The sequence below is a fragment of the Aeromicrobium sp. genome, from assembly GCF_014378035.1.
Lineage (GTDB): Bacteria > Actinomycetota > Actinomycetes > Propionibacteriales > Nocardioidaceae > Aeromicrobium.
In genome coordinates this window covers 1-15281 of the sequence record NZ_JACMOM010000138.1, presented here as the reverse complement: position 1 = coordinate 15281, position 15281 = coordinate 1, and the positions used below count along the sequence as shown (strand labels likewise).

Sequence of the window (15281 nt, the reverse complement as noted above, 5' to 3'; positions counted from 1 at the left end):
GGCCTCGCTGCATTTATCGAGCATTTTGATGGAAGGAACGGCTCATGGCCGAGTCGAGAAATCCCCGCCGCGATGGCGGACAGTCCTCTTCGGCGGGGCCTGCTGGCCGTGGCGGGGGATCCCGTGGTGGCAAACCTGCAGGCCAAGGCCGTGGAGCGGCCCCCGGTCGGCGTGATGGCAAGCCGACCGACCGGCGTGACGGGAAGCCGACGACGCCGCGACGTGACGGCAAGCCGACGACGCCGCGGCGCGACGGCAAGCCGGCCGACGCGCGTCGTGATCGGCGGCAGGAAGAAGGCGACCGGACCGCCGCTCAGAAAATCTACGATGGTCCCCCGATACCCGACGACGTCAGTGCGAATGACCTCGACAAGCACGCCCGCCAGGCCCTGCAGAGCCTGCCAGAGAAGCTAGCCGACAAGGTCGCGCGCCACCTTGTCATGGCTGGACTGTTGATTGCCGAAGATCCCGAGACCGCGCACCTGCATGCGCTTGCTGCCCGGGCCCGTGCCACCCGCACTGGTCTGGTGCGCGAGGCGTGCGGCGAGACGGCCTACGCGTCGGGCAAGTTCGCGGAGGCGCTGTCCGAGTTCCGAGCTGCCCGCCGCATGACGGGTGGCTACATGTATGCCCCGATGATGGCCGATTGTGAACGGGCCCTCAAGCGGCCCGACAAGGCGATCGCCTACGACACCCCCGAGATTCGGGGTCATCTCGACGACTCCGGTCAGATCGAGCTGTCGATCGTGGTCGCCGGCGCACGTCGTGACCAGGGCCAGTACGACGCGGCTGTCCGGCTCCTGGAGACCGAACCACTGCACACCAAGGGTCGCTCCGACTGGGTTCCGCGTCTTCGCTATGCGTACGCCGATGCGCTGCTCGATGCCGGCCGTCGGGACGAGGCGATCGAGTGGTTCCACCGCACGGTCGCCGTTGACGGCAACGGTCAGACCGATGCCGAAGCACGGGTGACCGACTTGGAGAAGCAGTCACAGGGCTGAGACGCGCAGACTGAAAGTGCGCTGACTCGACGTTGCACATGCTTGAGAGCAGTTTTGCTTCGTCCACAGTCGCGCCAATTGACGATGCCCCTCAGCCCCGCTGAGGGGCATCGTCGTGTCATGACTGATGACAGAAGCAACAACCAGGTTTTCCTCATGGGTCGCGTGTCCGCTGACCCGGAGGAGCGGGTCCTTCCCAGCGGCGACACAGTGGTGTCCTTTCGGCTGATTGTCCCGCGCACCGCCGCGGCACTGCGGCGGTCGAAGCAACCGATCGACACCTTCGAGTGCTCGGTGTGGGGGGCGGTGCTGCGGCGTTCAGCGCGTCGCCTCACGGCAGGAGCTGAAGTCGAGGTCAGTGGTGAGCTGCGGCGCAGGTTCTCCCGCAGCAGCGGTGGCCCGGTCAGCTGGGTCACTGTTGACGTCGACTCCTGCAAGAAGGTCGCGACCCCGGCGGTAACCTCGACGTCATGAGCTCTCGCCCTGCCGTACCGGATGCGAAAGATCTGGGGTCGAGCACCACGCCGTTGAGCGCTCAGTACGACTTGGCGATGCTCGACCTCGATGGTGTCGTCTACGTCGGGCGCGTTGCGGTGCCTGGTGCTGCCGAGGCGTTGTCGGCGGCCCGTGACAACGGACTACGTCTGGCTTATATCACCAACAACGCTTCCCGACCACCGCTGGAGGTCGTCCAGCACCTGCGAGACCTCTCGATGCCCGACGTCGCCGATGGCGATGTCGTGACGTCCGCCCAGGCCGTGGCGCACCTGGTCGCCGACGCCGTGCCGCCGGGGTCGGCGGTGCTGATGGTCGGTGGCGAGGGACTGCGACTTTGCCTCGAGGAGCGGGGGCTGCGGTGCGTAGAGAGCATCGATGACGGTCCGGTGGCCGTGGTCCAGGGATTCCACCCCGATCTCGGTTGGCGCCAGCTGGCGGAAGCCTCCTACGCGATCCAGCGCGGGGTGCCTTGGTTCGCCAGCAACACCGATCTGACGGTACCCACCGCGCGGGGTATGGCGCCCGGCAACGGTTCGTTGGTCCAGATGGTGCACAACGCTACCGGCGCAGATCCGATCGTGGCGGGCAAGCCTGAGAAGGCACTGTTCGACGAGACGATCGAGCGCGTGGGTGGCAAGCACCCGATCATGGTGGGCGACCGTCTCGACACCGATATCGACGGGGCAATCAATGCCGGTGTCGACAGCCTCGCGGTGCTCACGGGCGTCAGCACGCTCGACGACCTGTGTGGTGCTCCCCCCGGACACCGGCCGACCTTCGTCGCGGCCGACCTTGGCGGCCTGAACGACGTTCAAGCTGTCGTCGAATTCGACGGTGACACTGCCGTCTGCGGTGATGCGCGGGCTGTTCGCCGTGGTGATGAGCTGGACGTCGAAGGTGCAGAGCCGCTCAGCACCGAGGCGATCCGCGCTGTGGTCGGACTCGCGTGGCATCTTCACGATCGGTCGGACGTCACGATTCGTGCAGGTGGGACAATGACAACATGAGTGAGATGCAGGACGGACCCGACGGGCCGCCAGCCCCCGAAGCCGGTGCTACCACTGACGGAGCAACCCTGGAGCTGACCGGACACCCTCAGATCGATGAAGCGCTGCAGCGGCTCGAGGGGCTCGACGAGCTCGACATCGCTTCGCACCCTGAAGAGTTCGACGCCATCCACGGGGTGCTGCGCGAGTCCTTGGCAAACGCCGGACGTGACGAGGTCACTCCGGACAGTGCATGAGGAACAGTGCATGAGGAGCGGTGCATGAGGATGAGCGGATGAGCAGGCGACTGCGCCTTGACGCCGAGCTCGTCCGTCGAGGGCTGGCCACGTCGCGCGATCACGCCGGCTCGCTCATCGAGGGTGGCGCCGTCAAGGTCGCTGGCTCGGTGGCAACGAAGGCGGCAACCGGCGTGACCACTGATCAAGCCATCGTGGTCCGCCAGTCGACCGGGCCCACCTATGCGTCCCGCGGGGCCCACAAGCTGCTGGGCGCACTGGCGGTCTTCGAACCGATGGGGCTCGACGTGGTGGGGAGGCGATGCCTCGATGCTGGCGCCTCGACGGGTGGATTCACCGATGTGCTCCTGCGCAAGGGGGTCAGCGAGGTGTGCGCCGTCGACGTCGGGTACGGCCAGCTGATCTGGGCACTGCAGTCTGACGACCGGGTTCATGTCTTCGACCGCACCAACGTCCGCAACCTCCAGGCCGGTGACATCGGTGGGCAGGTCGACCTGATCGTGTCTGACCTGTCGTTCATCTCCCTTACGGTGGTCATGCCGGCACTCACACGGGTGTGCGAGCCGAGCACCCCGGAAGGGGGAGGCGACATCGTGCTGATGATCAAGCCGCAGTTCGAGGTGGGCCGCGGCAATCTTGGCAAGAAGGGTGTCGTGCGCGACCCCGCGCTCCATGCCGACGCCATCCAGCGCGTGTGCCTGTCGGCTCATGAGCATGGGTGGGGGACGCGCGCGCTCGCACCCAGCCCGCTGCCGGGGCCCGCTGGCAACGTCGAGTACTTCTGCTGGCTCCGCAGCGACGCTGGACCCCCGCTCGAGGAGGCCGCCCGCGACGTTGTCGCCGCCGGCCCGCTCACCACGATGAAGGCACCTTCATGAGAACTGTCCTGCTCGCCGTCCACGTCGACCGCGACGAGGCCACCAAGGCCGCCGCCGCATTTGCTGCCGACCTGCGCGCTGGGGGCCTCGACGTGTGCGTGCTCGACACCGAGGAAGAGGCACTGCGCGCCGCGGGGCTCGACAACGCCGGCGTCGTGGTGGCTGGTCCCGGTGCTGCGGAGAATTGCGAGCTGGCTGTCGTGTTCGGGGGAGACGGCACGATTCTGCGCGCTGCCGAGATGTGCCGGGGCACCCAGACCCCGTTGCTCGGTGTCAATCTCGGCCGGGTTGGCTTCTTGGCAGAGGCGGACATCGAGGACGTCAAGGACGTCGTGCGGGGTGTCGTCGACCGAACCTACGTCGTCGAGGAGCGGCTCACCGTCGATGTGTCGGTGTCGGTCGGCGGCGAGGTCGTCGCGACGAACTGGGCACTCAACGAAGCGTCGGTCGAGAAGGCCGCGCGTGAACGCATGCTCGAGCTCGTCGTCGAGATCGACGACCGTCCAGTGTCACGCTGGGGCTGTGACGGTGTCGTGTGTGCGACGCCGACCGGTTCGACCGCCTACAACTTCAGTGCTGGCGGCCCGATCGTCTGGCCCGAGGTCGAGGCTCTGTTGATGGTCCCGATCAGTGCCCATGCGCTCTTCGCGCGCCCCCTCGTGGTGTCTCCCGACTCGACCCTCGCGATCGAGATCGTGGGGGAGCGCACCACAGGTGTGTTGTGGTGTGACGGCAGGCGCGCCGCCGATCTGCCCATCGGCGCCCGCATCGAAGTGCGCCGGGGCAACACACCGGTACGCCTGGCGCGCCTGAATCCGGCCCCGTTCGCTGACCGCTTGGTGCGTAAGTTCGACCTTCCCGTGTCGGGCTGGCGTGGCGCCGCCGAACGTCGGCGGGAGGACCGGGCCTGATGTGGCAGCACCTCACCCTGTCGTCGCTCGGTGTCATTGACTCCGCCGAGCTTGAGCTGTCTGAAGGATTCACCGTCATCACCGGCGAGACCGGGGCGGGCAAGACCATGGTCGTCACAGCCCTCGGTCTGCTTCGCGGCGACCGTGCCGATCTCGGTCTGGTGCGTCGCGGGGCTGACCAGGCGCGGGTCGAGGCAAGCATCGGTGTTCCGCAGGGTGCTGGCGTGGCGTCCGCCGTCGAAGAGGCGGGCGGTCGTATCGACGACGACGTCGTCATCCTCGGTCGGGTGCTCTCGGCTCAGGGACGTTCACGTGCCCTCGCCGGCGGTGCCACCGTCCCCGCTGCGCTGCTCGCGGAGGTGACTGATGAGCTCGTCGCTGTCCACGGCCAGTCCGACCAGCACCGACTCCTGAGGGCCGCAGAGCAGCGCGGCGCTCTCGACCGGTTCGCTGGCGAGAGGTTTGCCGTTGCCGAGGCGTCATACGCACCCGCATATGCGCGGTGGCGAACGGTCGAGCGGTCGCTCGTCGAACTCCGCACCCACGCGCAGGAGCGGGCCCGCGAGCTTGATGTGCTCCGGTTCGGCCTCGAGGAGGTGGCGAACGTCGAGCCACAGCCTCATGAAGACGAGCAGCTCAAGGCCGAGGAGGGTCGGCTCGCCCATGCGGAGTCGCTCGCCCGCGCCGCAGACGAGGCGCACCGTTCGCTCGTCGGAGACGCCGACGTCGACGCTGCGCGCACCGCCGTCGCCGCCGCCTCAACGGCTCTGCGCGACGCAGCCGGGCACGACCCTTCTCTCGATGCGCTCGGCGAGCGGGTCTTCGAGCTCGGCATCCTGCTCGACGAGGTCGGTGCAGATCTGGGGACCTACTCCACCGGCGTCGAGCTCGACCCGGAGCGACTGGCCATCCTGCAGGACCGTCGAGCCGCGCTGGCCGGGCTGCAACGCAAGTACGGGCCCACGCTCGACGACGTCCTGGCCTGGGCCGGCAAAAGTGCCGCCCGGCTCAATGAGCTGGGCAACGATGATGAAGCCATCGCTGCCCTGGAGGCCGAGCAGGCTCAGCTGACGCCCGAAGTGCGCCGGCTTGCGGGCGAGATGTCCCGGCTCCGCGGCGAAGCCGCCCAGCGGCTGTCGGGCCTGGTCGATGCCGAGATCGCCCAGCTCTCGATGCCGTCGGCCCGCCTCGAGGTGCGCGTCACCGCTGGCGACGACGCTGTGCTCAGCCCGCATGGGGTCGATGACGTGGAGTTCCTCTTCGCCGCCAACAGCGGCACCGGTCTGCGACCCCTGCACAAAGGAGCGAGCGGCGGCGAGCTCTCGCGCCTCATGCTCGCGCTCGAGGTGGTGCTCGCTGATCGCACCACGGTGCCGACACTGGTGTTCGACGAGGTCGATGCTGGCATCGGCGGCAAGGCAGCCGTCGAGGTGGGGCGCCGCCTGGCGCGGCTGGCCGATCGAGCCCAGGTCATCGCGGTGACCCACCTTCCGCAGGTCGCCGCCTTCGCCGATCACCATTTCGTGGTGACGAAGGACGACGACGGCACGGTCACGAGCAGCTCGGTGGTGCGGCTCGACGACGACAGCCGTGTCGACGAGCTTGCTCGGATGCTCGCCGGCCAGGAGGACTCTGCCACCGCGCAAGCCCACGCGCGAGAGCTGCTCGACATCGCCCGCGGTTAGCGGGACACGCTCGACGTGCAAACCCGCCGCGCCTCCCGATGATCGTCCAACGGCCGTGACAGCATGGGCTCGATGGCCATCTGGAACCGCAAGACGCCCCCGCCGACACACGCGAAGGGGATCGTCGGCACCGTGCGATTTGCACGCCGCGACAACGATGTCACTGCTCTGCGCGAGGGTGACATCGCCCTTGTCGAGCGTCCCGAGCTCGACAACCGGCAGGCGCAGGCCCTGATCGACAAACGGGTGCGCGCCGTCCTCAACTCCTCGGCGTCCAGCAGCGGCCGGGTACCCAACACCGGGCCGCAGATGCTGTCGCGCGCCGGCATCCTCCTGATCGACATCGAGGGTGACAGCATCTGGACGACCCTCAAGAGCGGTGAGCGGGTCAGGGTCGAGAAAGGTCGGGTCTTCCGCGACGACGTTCTCGTGGCCAGCGGCCTCGAGCTCGACGAGAGCCGCACCGCAGCCGACCTCGCCGAGGCCGAGTCCGGATTGGCCACGCGGCTCGATTCCTTGGCGGCCAACGCCACCGATCACATCCAGCGTGAGCAGGCGATGCTCCTGGCCGGTGCGCACGTGCCGCATTTACGCACCAAGGTGCGGGGGCGTGCTGTGGTGGTCGTCTCCCGTGCCTACGACGATGCCGCCGACCTGCGCGGCCTACGCCGCTACATCAGGGAATGGGACCCGGTGCTCATTGGTGCCGGCCCCGGTGCTGACGTCCTGTTGGAGGCGGGCTACAAGCCAGCTCTCGTGGTCGGTGCCATCGACACCCTGTCAGACAAGGCCATTCGTTCGGCCGGCGAGATCGTCGTCACGACGTCCTCCGGCACAGTCGACAGTCCCGAGCGCCTCGAGCGGCACGGCAAAGAGGTCGTGACCTTCGTCTCGACCGGATCCGACGATGACCTCGCAATCCTGCTTGCCGACACCAACGACGCCGCCGTCATCGTCCACGTCGGGGCGCCGGCCACATTGTCGGACTTCCTCGAGCGGGCACCGTCCGAGGTCGCCCGCATGTTCGTTGCGCGTCTTCGTGCGGGCTCGAAGATCGTCGACGCGAAGTCGGTACAGCACTTCACCTCCAACCGCATTGCGCTCTGGCCGATCCTGCTGGTGCTCGCGGCAGGCGTTCTCGCCATCGTGGCCGCTGTTGGCATCACTCCCGTCGGACAGGAATGGTTCGGCAACCTCGGTGGTCAGACAACCGATCTCAGCCACTGGCTCAAAGGACTCTTCACATGATCAACTTCCGCTACCACCTCGTCTCCGTCGCGGCGATCTTCATCGCCCTGGCGGCGGGCATTGCGCTGGGCTCCGGCCCACTCGACGACGCGAGCGCACGCCTGCGTGGCGACGCGGCCAACGCCCAGTCCACCGATCCAGCTCTCTCCTCCTTCGAGTCGGCCTACGCCGGACGCACGTCGGGCGGCCTGCTCAATGAGGCACTCAAGGGCCAGTCAGTCGTCGTCCTGACGGTCCCGGGCACCAGCGATGCCGAGGTCAAGGGCATCACGGCAGACCTGCAGGCAGCTGGCGCAGAGGTCACAGGGGAGGTGGGTCTGACGGCCAAGCTGCTCGACTCGTCGGGTCGCCAGTTTGCCGAGGGGGTGGCGCAGCAGGCCGCCAGTGACGTGCCCGGTGTCGGCGCCGGAGGTGAGGGCTACGGCCGGGTCGGTGCCGCACTCGGACGGGCGCTGCTTGCCGACACGACCACTCCGGTCGACCCGACGTCCACGACGATCCGCTCAGCGTTCAGCGAGGGCAACCTGCTGACCCTCGGCGCCGCGCCCAAGAAGCTTGCCACACTGGCCGTGCTGGTCGCCGGGCCGCAGCGTCCCGACGGGTCTGGCCAGAGCGACGTGATCTCGGCTCTGGCCGGTGCGCTGAACAGGGCGGGCAAGGGCCTCGTGGTGGCTGGGCCGTCGTCATCGGGCACCGATGGCGGCGCAGTCAAGGCAGTACGAGACGGCGACTCCGCGTCGGAGGTCTCGACGGTTGACGTCACCAACTCGGCGGCTGGACGAGTGCTCACGGCTCTCGCCACAGCACGACAGGCCGGAGGCCAGCCCGGTGCGTGGGGAACGTCCCGCAGTGCCGACGGGGCACTGCCCGCGCCGCCCGGCTGACGTGCGGGCGGCACGACACGGGTGTCGGTGTTCTTCACCGGGATCTTCTTGCTAGACTGAAACCCCGTGGGGCCTGCATGCTTTTGAAGCATCACGAGCGCTCGACATCGGTTTTCGAGCACGGGAGTCACCTTGGCCAGTAGCGTAGTTACCAAGCATGTTTTCGTCACCGGCGGCGTCGCGTCGTCGCTCGGCAAGGGCCTCACCGCCTCAAGCCTCGGTAGGCTGCTCAAGTCGCGCGGGTTACGGGTGACGATGCAGAAGCTCGACCCCTACCTCAACGTCGATCCGGGCACCATGAACCCGTTTCAGCACGGCGAGGTCTTCGTGACCGACGACGGTGCGGAGACCGATCTCGACATCGGGCACTACGAACGTTTCCTCGACGTCGACCTGTCCGGCAAGGCCAACATCACCACGGGCCAAGTCTACTCCGAGGTCATCGCGAAGGAGCGCCGTGGTGACTACCTCGGCGACACGGTCCAGGTCATTCCGCACATCACCAACGAGATCAAGTCGCGCATCCGGGCGATGGCGGGCCCCGACGTCGACGTCGTCATCACCGAGATCGGTGGCACGGTGGGTGACATCGAGTCACTGCCGTTCCTGGAGGCGGCCCGTCAGGTGAGGCACGACGTCGGTCGCGGCAACGTCTTCTTCCTGCACGTCTCGTTGGTGCCGTACATCGGGCCCTCGGCCGAGCTCAAGACCAAGCCGACCCAGCACTCCGTCGCCGCGCTGCGCTCGATCGGCATCCAGCCCGATGCCATCGTGTGCCGCGCCGATCGTGACATCCCCACGAGCATGAAGCAGAAGATCTCGCTGATGTGCGACGTCGATGAGGAGGCAGTCGTCACGGCCAGTGACGCACCCTCGATCTACGACATCCCCAAGGTGCTGCACAGCCAGGGCCTTGATGCCTACGTCGTGCGACGTCTCGACCTGCCTTTCCGCGACGTCGACTGGACGCAGTGGGACGAGCTGCTGCGCCGGGTGCACCAGCCTGCCGAAGAGCTGACGATCGCCCTTGTCGGCAAGTACGTCGACCTGCCCGACGCCTACCTGTCGGTCGTCGAGGCGCTGCGGGCCGGCGGGTTCGCCCACGACGCCCGCGTCAACCTGCGATGGGTCGGCTCCGACGACTGTGAGACCGACGCTGGAGCGGCGCACAACCTGCACGACGTCGACGGCATCTGCGTACCGGGCGGATTCGGTATCCGCGGCATCGAGGGCAAGCTAGGTGCCCTGACGTATGCCCGTGAGCGTGGCATCCCGGTGCTGGGTCTGTGCCTCGGGCTGCAGTGCATGGTCATCGAGTACGCCCGCAACGTGGCTGGCATCGAGGACGCGAGCTCATCGGAGTTCGATCCCCAGACACCCAACCCAGTTATTGCCACGATGGCCGAGCAACTGTCGATCGTGGGTGGCGAGGGAGATCTCGGCGGCACGATGCGGCTCGGTCTGTATCCCGCCGAGCTCAAGGCCGGGAGCATCGTGGCCGAGGCCTACGGTGCCGACAAGGTCGAGGAGCGGCACCGTCACCGTTACGAGGTCAACAACGCCTACCGAGGCCAGCTCGAGGATGCAGGTCTCGTCTTCAGTGGCACCTCGCCAGATGCCGCGCTGGTCGAGTTCGTCGAGCTGCCACGAGACGTCCACCCCTATTACGTCGCCACCCAGGCGCATCCCGAGCTGAGGTCGCGCCCGACCAAGCCTCATCCGTTGTTCTCCGGGCTGGTGGGTGCCGCGCTCGCCCGCCAGCAGGAGACCCGCCTTCCCGTCGACGACCAGCAGCCGGTCGAGGCGTGACGAGCCACCCACGCCTTCCGGGCAGTCTCGGCGGAGGCGATGCGCTCAGCGACACCGACCACTCGTGGCCCGTGAGCGGCAGCACGGGCGTGCACGACAGCCCCTACCTGAGCCTGCGCATCGACACCATCGTCGACCCGGACGGCGGGGAGCACGCTCGGGCCGTGGTCAAGCCCAACGGTGCTGTCGGAGTGCTGGCACTCGACGAGGACGACCGCCTCCTGCTGGTCGAGCAGTACCGCCATCCAGTCGGTCGAAGGCTCTTCGAGATCCCGGCCGGGACGTTGGACGTGCCGGGGGAGTCGCCTCTCGATGCGGCGATGCGTGAGCTGGCCGAGGAGGCCGACGTGATCGCGACGGGCTGGGAGTCGATGCTGCACCTGCTGGCGACGCCCGGCTACTCCACAGAGGAGTGGGAGATCTTCCGTGCGACTGACCTCAGCCCGGTCCCCGAGGCCGATCGAACGTCCAGGGAAGCGGAGGAGTCCGAGATGGCGCAGTGGTGGGTGCCATTCGACGATGTCGTCGACGCCGTGCTCGCGGGTCGTATCCGTGACTCGATGACCGTCTCGGCAGTTCTCGCGGCGCAGGTGCTGCGAAGCAGATGACGACGGACGTCGAGCGGGCGGTCCAGGACTACCTGAGCCACCTCAGCGTCGAGCGGGGCCTGGCAGACAACACGCTGCGGTCGTACCGCCGTGATCTCCGGCGCTACCTCGACTTCGTGAGCGCCCGCGGAATCGCCGAACCAGCTGGCATCGCCGAGAACGACATCTCGGCCTTCCTGGCCTCACTGCGCACAGGCGACCCCGACCACGGTGTGCTCGGCACGGCCAGCGCGGCGCGCACCATCGTCGCGGTGCGCGGGCTCCACCGCTTCCTGCTCCGCGAGCAGGTCGTCGCCACCGACGTCACCGCCGCGATCAAGCCGCCCCGCCCTGCGGCACGACTGCCCAAGGCGCTACCGCTGTCGGACATCGAGGCGATCCTCGACGCCGCGGGGTCTCCTGGCACCACGCTCTCCTCACGCGACAGGGCACTGCTGGAGGTGTTGTACGGCACCGGTGCCCGCATCTCGGAGGCGGTGGGCCTCGATGTCGACGACCTCGACCTGGCGGACGGATCGGTGCTGCTGCGCGGCAAGGGCGGCAAGCAGCGCATCGTGCCCGTGGGTTCCTACGCCCGTCAGTACCTGACGGACTACCTCACGGCCTCGCGGCCCCTGCTTGCCTCCGTCAGGACGAGCACACCCGCGGTGTTTCTCAACGCGCGAGGTGGCCGGCTCTCCCGGCAGAGCGCCTGGACCGTCCTGACCAAGGCGGCAGAGCGCGCGGGCATCGCCGCAGACGTCTCGCCGCACACGCTGAGGCACTCGTTCGCGACCCACTTGCTTGACGGTGGAGCCGACGTCCGTGTCGTGCAAGAGCTGCTGGGCCACGCATCAGTGACGACGACGCAGATCTACACGCTGGTGACAGTCGAGAAGCTGCGGGAGATTTATTCCACCGCCCACCCGAGGGCGTCACGATGACGTTCGGCGGGCGGTAGAGTGACGCTCGTCCGACGGTCGAGTGCAGGGGATTGTGATGAGCGAGGAACTGGGACCCACCGGTCGGCCGGTCCAGAACTTTCCTGACCCCAAGCCGCGCAAGGCAGGTGAGCCAGCGACGATCATCGCGCTGTGCAACCAGAAGGGTGGCGTCGGCAAGACCACGACCGCCATCAATCTCGGTGCCGCGCTGGTCGAGACCGGCCGCAAGGTGCTTCTTGTCGACTTCGACCCGCAGGGTTCCATGACCGTCGGCCTGGGCGTCAACGCCCATGAGCTCGACCAGAGCATCTATCACGTCCTGATGGACCGCGAGATCGGCATCAAGGACCTGATCATGCACACGGCGGTCGACGGTCTCGACCTGGTGCCCTCCAACATCGACCTCTCGGCCGCCGAGATGCGGCTCGTCACCGAGGTTGGCCGCGAACAGGTGCTCGCCCGAGTCCTCAAACCCATCCGCAAGGACTACGACGTCATCCTGATCGACTGCCAGCCCTCGCTGGGCCTGCTGACGGTCAACGCGCTCACCGCGGCCGACGGAGTCCTCGTCCCTCTGGAGTGCGAGTACTTCGCGCTGCGAGGCGTGGCTTTGCTGAAGGACACCATCGAGAAGGTGCGCGATCGCACCAACGACGAGCTGCAGATCATCGGGCTGCTCGGCACGATGTACGACAGCCGAACGCTGCACGGCAAGGAGGTGCTCCAGACGCTGGTCGAGGGATGGGGCGACCTCGTGTTCCACACCGTCATCCGCCGCACAGTGAAGTTCTCCGACTCGACCGTCGCCGGCGAACCGATCACTGAGTACGCCACGACGTCCCCGGGCGCCGAGTCCTACCGTCAGCTCGCAAGGGAGGTTCTCGTTCGATGCCCCGACGCGTGACAACCCAGTCGGGCGGGCCCGGCAAGCGCCCCGCCATGCCCGGCGCCGACGAGCTCTTCCGTGCCACCGCGCCCGCCAAGGTTGCTGATGAAGTCGACGCTCCGACCGAGTCGAGCGGCCGGGTCAAGCACGATGAGAAGATGACGGTCTACGTCACTGCCGCCGAGCTGCTCGCTGTCGAGCAGGCGCGGCTCCTCTTGCGCAGCGAGCTGGGCCGAAGCGTCGACCGGGGTCGTTTCGTGCGGGCAGCGTTGGCCGTGGCGCTGGCCGACCTCGAGGCACGCGGCACCCAGGCCGACGTCGCCCGCCGATTGAGCGAGTCGTGACGCTCGCGGACGTCGATGACTCCGCGAAGCCCGGCTTCCAGGTCAATCTGACCAACTTCGAGGGGCCCTTCGACTTGCTCCTGAGGCTCATCTCCAAGCACGAGATGGACATCACCGAGGTTTCACTCTCGAAGGTGACAGGTGAGTTCATCACCTACATCAAGGCACTCGGCGACGACCTCGACCAGACCACCAACTTCCTGCTCGTCGCTTCCACGCTGCTCGATCTCAAGACCGCCAGGCTGCTGCCGCAGGCCGAGGTGGAGGACGAGGAAGACCTGGCGCTGCTCGAAGCGCGCGACCTCCTGTTCGCACGGCTCATGCAGTACCGGGCGTTCAAGCAGGTCGCCGGGGTCATGGCCGTGCGCCTGGCTCAGGAGCAGAAGCGATTCCCACGCATCGTGACGCTCGAACCTCGATTCGCCGACCTCCTACCTGAAGTGCTCATCTCCGTCGGCGTCACCGAGCTCGCCCAGCTGGCGGCCGCGGCCTTCGAGGCCAAGCCGGTGCCGATCCTCTCCCTGGCCCACCTCCACGCCCCCCAGGTGAGCGTGCGCGAGCAGGCGCATCTCGTCGTCGACCAGCTCCGGCGCAAGGGTGAGATGACCTTCCGCGCCCTCACCGCCGACGCGCCGGACCTGATGACCAAGGTGGCCCGGTTTCTCGCGGTGCTCGAGCTGTTCCGCGAGGGTGCCATCGCCTTCGAGCAGGCCACGCCACTCGGCGACCTCCACGTGAGATGGACCGGCAGCGATGACGGTGACATCGACGTCGGCGAGGAGTTCGACGTGCCGATGACCGCGCCTGATGGCGTCGTGCTGCTCGATGCTCAACCAGAAGATGATGTCGATCAAGACGCTTCCACCCAAGATCTCTCCACCCAAGACGCTTCGACCCAAGATCTTTCTACTCAAGACGCTGAGAGCCGTGATGACTGAGCAGCACTTACCGACCGGACCCCACGAGCTCGAGCTTGAGATGCTCGACCTGCGGCCGGCCCTCGAGGCCGTGCTGATGGTCGCCGACCAGCCCCTCGATCACCTGACGCTCGCGCAGGCCGTCGGGCACCCGCCCGTCGACGTCGACGCCGCCCTCGAGTCGCTCGCGGAGGAGTATGCCGAGCAGGGCCGCGGCTTCGAGCTGCGCAACATCGCCGGAGGCTGGCGGTTCTTCACCCGCGAGGAGTACGCGGGTGCTGTCGAGCGCTTCATCCTCGACGGACAGCAGGCCAGGCTGACGCAGGCGGCGCTGGAGACCATGGCCGTCGTGGCCTACCGTCAGCCCATCAGCCGCACTCGCATCTCGGCGATCCGCGGGGTCAACGTCGATGGCGTCGTCCGCACCCTCGCCACGCGCGGTCTCGTCGAAGAAGGCGGTGTCGACGCAGAGAGCGGCGCCATTCTCTACCGCACCACGAGCTACTTCCTTGAGCGCATGGGCCTCGGCAGCCTCGCCGAGCTGCCCGACATCGCTGGCCACCTGCCCGACCTCGAGGACATGGAGGACGATCTTCAGCAGTCGGTAGTCGCGGAGGTATTGGGCGCGGCCGAGCACCCGGACGAGACGGTGCCGGACGAGACGGTGCCGGACGAGACCGCGGCAGACGAGACGAGCAGGGCGAACGATGACTGAGATCCGACTGCAGAAGGTGCTGGCTCAAGCCGGCATGGGCAGCCGGCGGCGCTGCGACGACATGATCGCCCAAGGGCGTGTCGAGGTCAACGGGGAGGTCATCGACCAGATGGGTTCGCGGGTCGACCCGACAACCGACGTCATCCGGGTCGACGGCACGCGCATCCCGCCCCCCAGCGATCACGCCTACGTGCTGCTCAACAAACCAACCGGCATCGTGACGTCGATGGCCGACGAGCACGGCCGGCCCGACCTCTCCTCGATAGTGGCGGGCCGCGATGACAGGCTGTTCCACGTCGGCCGGCTCGACACCGACACGTCAGGGCTGCTGATCTTGTCCAACGACGGCGATCTCGCCCACAAGCTGGCCCACCCTTCGTTCGAGATCACCAAGACCTACGTGGCGTTGGTCGATGGCTCGGTGCCCGACACTCTCGCAGCTCGGTTGAAGGCCGGCATCGACCTCGATGACGGCCCGGCCAAGGTCGACAGGTTCATCGTCAAGGACCGCTCGAAGGGGCGGTCGATCGTCGAGCTCGACATCCACATGGGACGCAATCGCATCGTCCGACGGATGCTCGACGCAGCCGGCCACCCTGTGCGTGAGCTGACCCGCACCGCATTCGGGCCCCTGCACCTCGGTGGCCTCGCGGCAGGTGCGACGAGAGATCTGACCCGCGACGAGCTCGGAGCGCTCTTCGATAGCGTGGAGGCATGACCGACCGGCCACG

17 protein-coding genes are annotated in these 15281 nt (G+C 67.5%); all 17 read left to right on the top strand.

Going from position 1 to position 15281, the window contains the following annotated elements:
* The first annotated feature begins 44 nt into the window (after window positions 1-44).
* The 17 genes from H7290_RS07245 (at window position 45) to H7290_RS07165 (ending at window position 15268) form a co-directional block, all read left to right on the top strand.
* Window positions 45-1001: a tetratricopeptide repeat protein gene (locus H7290_RS07245; protein WP_290513352.1), complete on the top strand. Its 957-nt coding sequence runs from the start codon at window positions 45-47 to the stop codon at window positions 999-1001.
* Between the two features lie 120 nt (window positions 1002-1121).
* Complete coding sequence (locus H7290_RS07240) at window positions 1122-1475, top strand: single-stranded DNA-binding protein (RefSeq protein ID WP_290513351.1); 354 nt, start codon at window positions 1122-1124, stop codon at window positions 1473-1475.
* Complete coding sequence (locus H7290_RS07235; protein ID WP_290513350.1) at window positions 1472-2506, top strand: HAD-IIA family hydrolase; 1035 nt, start codon at window positions 1472-1474, stop codon at window positions 2504-2506. The genes H7290_RS07240 and H7290_RS07235 overlap by 4 nt, the downstream gene beginning before the upstream one ends.
* Window positions 2503-2742, top strand: a complete 240-nt coding sequence (locus tag H7290_RS07230) for a hypothetical protein (RefSeq protein WP_290513349.1) — start codon at window positions 2503-2505, stop codon at window positions 2740-2742. Before H7290_RS07235 ends, H7290_RS07230 begins: the two co-directional genes overlap by 4 nt.
* A gap of 38 nt (window positions 2743-2780) precedes the next feature.
* Window positions 2781-3620, top strand: coding sequence for a TlyA family RNA methyltransferase (locus tag H7290_RS07225; RefSeq protein WP_290513348.1), 840 nt, complete (start codon window positions 2781-2783; stop codon window positions 3618-3620).
* Window positions 3617-4531 (top strand): NAD kinase, encoded by a 915-nt coding sequence (locus tag H7290_RS07220; RefSeq protein ID WP_290513347.1) that lies wholly within the window; start codon window positions 3617-3619, stop codon window positions 4529-4531. Before H7290_RS07225 ends, H7290_RS07220 begins: the two co-directional genes overlap by 4 nt.
* On the top strand, window positions 4531-6216 hold the full coding sequence (gene recN, locus H7290_RS07215; RefSeq protein ID WP_290513346.1) for a DNA repair protein RecN: 1686 nt from the start codon (window positions 4531-4533) through the stop codon (window positions 6214-6216). Before H7290_RS07220 ends, recN begins: the two co-directional genes overlap by 1 nt.
* 72 nt (window positions 6217-6288) lie before the next feature.
* A complete protein-coding gene (gene steA / locus H7290_RS07210) occupies window positions 6289-7464 on the top strand; it encodes a putative cytokinetic ring protein SteA (RefSeq protein WP_290513345.1) in 1176 nt (391 codons plus the stop codon).
* A complete protein-coding gene (locus H7290_RS07205) occupies window positions 7461-8348 on the top strand; it encodes a copper transporter (RefSeq protein ID WP_290513344.1) in 888 nt (295 codons plus the stop codon). Before steA ends, H7290_RS07205 begins: the two co-directional genes overlap by 4 nt.
* Window positions 8349-8480: 132 nt before the next feature.
* Entirely contained in the window at window positions 8481-10157 is a 1677-nt protein-coding gene (locus tag H7290_RS07200; RefSeq protein ID WP_290513343.1) for a CTP synthase, read from the top strand.
* Window positions 10154-10765 carry an NUDIX hydrolase gene (locus H7290_RS07195; RefSeq protein ID WP_290513342.1) on the top strand — a complete coding sequence of 204 codons (612 nt, stop codon included), beginning with the start codon at window positions 10154-10156 and terminating at the stop codon, window positions 10763-10765. The genes H7290_RS07200 and H7290_RS07195 overlap by 4 nt, the downstream gene beginning before the upstream one ends.
* On the top strand, window positions 10762-11688 hold the full coding sequence (gene xerD / locus H7290_RS07190; RefSeq protein WP_290513341.1) for a site-specific tyrosine recombinase XerD: 927 nt from the start codon (window positions 10762-10764) through the stop codon (window positions 11686-11688). Before H7290_RS07195 ends, xerD begins: the two co-directional genes overlap by 4 nt.
* A 55-nt stretch (window positions 11689-11743) precedes the next feature.
* Window positions 11744-12592: an AAA family ATPase gene (locus tag H7290_RS07185; protein ID WP_290513340.1), complete on the top strand. Its 849-nt coding sequence runs from the start codon at window positions 11744-11746 to the stop codon at window positions 12590-12592.
* Window positions 12577-12918, top strand: a complete 342-nt coding sequence (locus tag H7290_RS07180; RefSeq protein ID WP_290513339.1) for a hypothetical protein — start codon at window positions 12577-12579, stop codon at window positions 12916-12918. Before H7290_RS07185 ends, H7290_RS07180 begins: the two co-directional genes overlap by 16 nt.
* Complete coding sequence (locus H7290_RS07175) at window positions 12915-13856, top strand: segregation/condensation protein A (protein ID WP_290513338.1); 942 nt, start codon at window positions 12915-12917, stop codon at window positions 13854-13856. Before H7290_RS07180 ends, H7290_RS07175 begins: the two co-directional genes overlap by 4 nt.
* Complete coding sequence (gene scpB / locus H7290_RS07170; RefSeq protein ID WP_290513337.1) at window positions 13849-14550, top strand: SMC-Scp complex subunit ScpB; 702 nt, start codon at window positions 13849-13851, stop codon at window positions 14548-14550. Before H7290_RS07175 ends, scpB begins: the two co-directional genes overlap by 8 nt.
* Window positions 14543-15268, top strand: coding sequence for a pseudouridine synthase (locus tag H7290_RS07165; RefSeq protein WP_290513336.1), 726 nt, complete (start codon window positions 14543-14545; stop codon window positions 15266-15268). The genes scpB and H7290_RS07165 overlap by 8 nt, the downstream gene beginning before the upstream one ends.
* Window positions 15269-15281 lie beyond the last annotated feature (13 nt).

Excerpts from the sequence above, each read along its gene's own strand:
- H7290_RS07165 (WP_290513336.1), top strand. The coding sequence starts at position 14,543 with ATGACTGAGATCCGACTGCAGAAGGTGCTGGCTCAAGCCGGCATGGGC.
- H7290_RS07245 (WP_290513352.1), top strand. The coding sequence starts at position 45 with ATGGCCGAGTCGAGAAATCCCCGCCGCGATGGCGGACAGTCCTCTTCG.
- H7290_RS07205 (WP_290513344.1), top strand. The coding sequence starts at position 7,461 with ATGATCAACTTCCGCTACCACCTCGTCTCCGTCGCGGCGATCTTCATC.
- H7290_RS07185 (WP_290513340.1), top strand. The coding sequence starts at position 11,744 with ATGAGCGAGGAACTGGGACCCACCGGTCGGCCGGTCCAGAACTTTCCT.
- H7290_RS07240 (WP_290513351.1), top strand. The coding sequence starts at position 1,122 with ATGACTGATGACAGAAGCAACAACCAGGTTTTCCTCATGGGTCGCGTG.
- scpB (WP_290513337.1), top strand. The coding sequence starts at position 13,849 with ATGACTGAGCAGCACTTACCGACCGGACCCCACGAGCTCGAGCTTGAG.
- H7290_RS07220 (WP_290513347.1), top strand. The coding sequence starts at position 3,617 with ATGAGAACTGTCCTGCTCGCCGTCCACGTCGACCGCGACGAGGCCACC.
- H7290_RS07230 (WP_290513349.1), top strand. The coding sequence starts at position 2,503 with ATGAGTGAGATGCAGGACGGACCCGACGGGCCGCCAGCCCCCGAAGCC.
- steA (WP_290513345.1), top strand. The coding sequence starts at position 6,289 with ATGGCCATCTGGAACCGCAAGACGCCCCCGCCGACACACGCGAAGGGG.
- H7290_RS07235 (WP_290513350.1), top strand. The coding sequence starts at position 1,472 with ATGAGCTCTCGCCCTGCCGTACCGGATGCGAAAGATCTGGGGTCGAGC.
- recN (WP_290513346.1), top strand. The coding sequence starts at position 4,531 with ATGTGGCAGCACCTCACCCTGTCGTCGCTCGGTGTCATTGACTCCGCC.
- xerD (WP_290513341.1), top strand. The coding sequence starts at position 10,762 with ATGACGACGGACGTCGAGCGGGCGGTCCAGGACTACCTGAGCCACCTC.
- H7290_RS07225 (WP_290513348.1), top strand. The coding sequence starts at position 2,781 with ATGAGCAGGCGACTGCGCCTTGACGCCGAGCTCGTCCGTCGAGGGCTG.
- H7290_RS07180 (WP_290513339.1), top strand. The coding sequence starts at position 12,577 with ATGCCCCGACGCGTGACAACCCAGTCGGGCGGGCCCGGCAAGCGCCCC.